This window comes from Pseudokineococcus marinus, assembly GCF_013004605.1.
Classification (GTDB): Bacteria; Actinomycetota; Actinomycetes; order Actinomycetales; family Quadrisphaeraceae; genus Pseudokineococcus; species Pseudokineococcus marinus.
The window spans coordinates 1-2,041 of record NZ_JABEMA010000424.1; the positions used below are offsets into that span (position 1 = coordinate 1).

Here is a 2,041-nt window from a genome sequence, read left to right on the forward strand (position 1 = left end):
CGCCGGCCCGGGCGCCGGCGGCGACGCGTCGTGGCTCGCGGGCGTCGACGGGACGACGGTGCTCGCGGGCGCGGCGGTGGCGCTCGTCGTCCACCTGCTCAAGGCCGCGGGCCGGGCGGCCGTCAACGCGACGACGGCGGGCGTCGGCGCCCCCGTGGCCTCGGCGGCCGAGGACGCCCTCTCCCTCGGGCTCGTGGCCTCGGCGCTGCTCGCGCCCGTGCTGGTGCTCGTCGCCCTGGGGGTGCTGCTCGCGGTCGCCGTGGCCGTCGTCCGCCGGCGTCGACGGCGCCGGGCCGTGCGCCCGGTCTGACCGCCCTGCGGCGGAGCGGCGGTCCGCCGCCCACCGGAGCGCCGCTCCGGGCGGACGAAGGGGATCAGACGCCGTCGCGCGGCCCGTAGCGCAGCGCCAGCGGCGGCTGGGGCGCGCCGGCGCCGAGCCGGTCCTCCGGGGGGACGCCCGCGGGCGAGGACTCGAGCAGCCCGGCGAGGGCCTGCTGCGCGCGCCGCCGCTGGGAGCGGCCCGTCCACGGGTGCACCGGCACCTCCTCGGGCGGCAGGCGCAGCATCTCGCGCAGGTCCTGCTCGCCCGGGCCCGCGGTCGCCGGGTCGAGCGCCGCGACGAGCTCGCCGGCGGCCTCCTCGAGCAGGGGCAGGGAGGCGCGCAGCCGGGTCCACCGGTGGGTCTCCCAGCCCGTCCAGCCCGACGCCCCGGCGGTGGTGAAGCGCTCGCGCAGGGCGACGCCGGCCTCCCGGCCGCGGCCGGCCAGGCGGGCGATGGCCTCGGGCGGCATCCGCAGGTCCCACCCGCCGTCCCCCGACGGGACCTCGACCTGCGCCACCCGGTCCCGCACGCCCGGCAGGGGCAGCTGCACGGTGTCGGACCAGTCCTGCATCGTCGACAGCACGGCGCCCGCGAAGCGCAGGACGCCGGCGGGCGAGCCGTCGGCCCCCGGCTCCAGCGGGTGCAGCACCGGGGCGAGGGCGTCGTCGGCGGGACCCGGTGCCCCCGGGTCCAGCGGACCTCCCATGGGAGAGCCGGGGCGCTGCGGGCGCAGGGTGATGCCGAAGGTCGGCCGCGACGGCGCGAAGGCGTCGAAGACCTGCACGGGGAAGTTGCTCGTGACCCCGCCGTCCGTCGTCCACACCCGCCGGGTCGGCAGCACCTCGCCGGGCAGGCGCACGAGCACCGCCCCCAGCGGGTCCTCCTCGCCCGGCTCGCTGCCCGGCGCCCCGGAGGACCGGGAGGAGGTGGCGGAGGAGAGCACGTCGTCGACCGCGGCGGCGACGCGCCGCAGCGCACCGGCGCCCTCCTCGAGGTCGAGGACGTGGAAGGGCACGGCGCTGACGAGCAGCGGGTAGGACAGGCTCGTGCGCACGGCCAGCGCGACGGGCAGGTCCGCCGACGCCGGCAGGGGCACGAGCGGGCGCGCGAGGGCGTCGCGGGCCCGGCGCTCGAGCCGCTCGGCCGGGTCCTCCGGCAGCGGGGGCGGGTGCTCCTCGACCCAGGCGACGACGCGCTCGGGCAGCAGCCGCCGCAGCTCGGCCGGGTCGACGTAGAGGGGCGGGACGCCGTCGCGCCGCGCGCCCAGCGGCATGCGCACGGGCCGCCCGTGCGTCACCGAGGTGGTGACGACCTCGAGCCGCACCGCGGCGTCGGCCGGCGCCTCCTCGAGGCCCGTGAGCGGCTCGGCCCCCGGGCCGGCCCACAGGTGCCCGAAGGTGAGCGGGCCCGCGCCCTCGGGCAGGCCGGCGGCCTCGTCGAGGAGGTCGGTGAGCCACGGGGCGAGGACCCGGTCGTCGTCCCGGTCGTCGTCCGGCGCGTCACCGGAGGGCATGCCGGAGCAGACGCCGTAGAGGTTGGCGGGGACGGCGACGCGCAGCGCCCGCAGGTGCACCGCCGCGGCACCCGCGGCCGTGCCGGCGAGCAGGACGAGGACGCCGACGACGGCCACGAGGACGGCCGTGGCGGCGGACGCGCCGCCCGCCGCGGCGACGGCCAGCAGGACGAGGCCCGGGAGGGCGCCGAGCAGCAGGCGCCACC

At 80.5% G+C, this 2,041-nt stretch carries 2 protein-coding genes; one reads left to right on the forward strand and one right to left on the reverse strand.

All coding sequences use genetic code 11. The features are described from left to right. The coding region (locus HLB09_RS16210; RefSeq protein WP_171204340.1) for a DUF4126 domain-containing protein at positions 1 to 310 on the forward strand (310 nt) is incomplete at its 5' end. Positions 311 to 374: 64 nt separating this feature from the next. Here HLB09_RS16210 and HLB09_RS16215 read toward each other — a convergent pair. After that, a partial coding sequence (locus HLB09_RS16215; protein WP_171204341.1) for a hypothetical protein occupies positions 375 to 2,041 on the reverse strand: 1,667 nt, incomplete at its 5' end.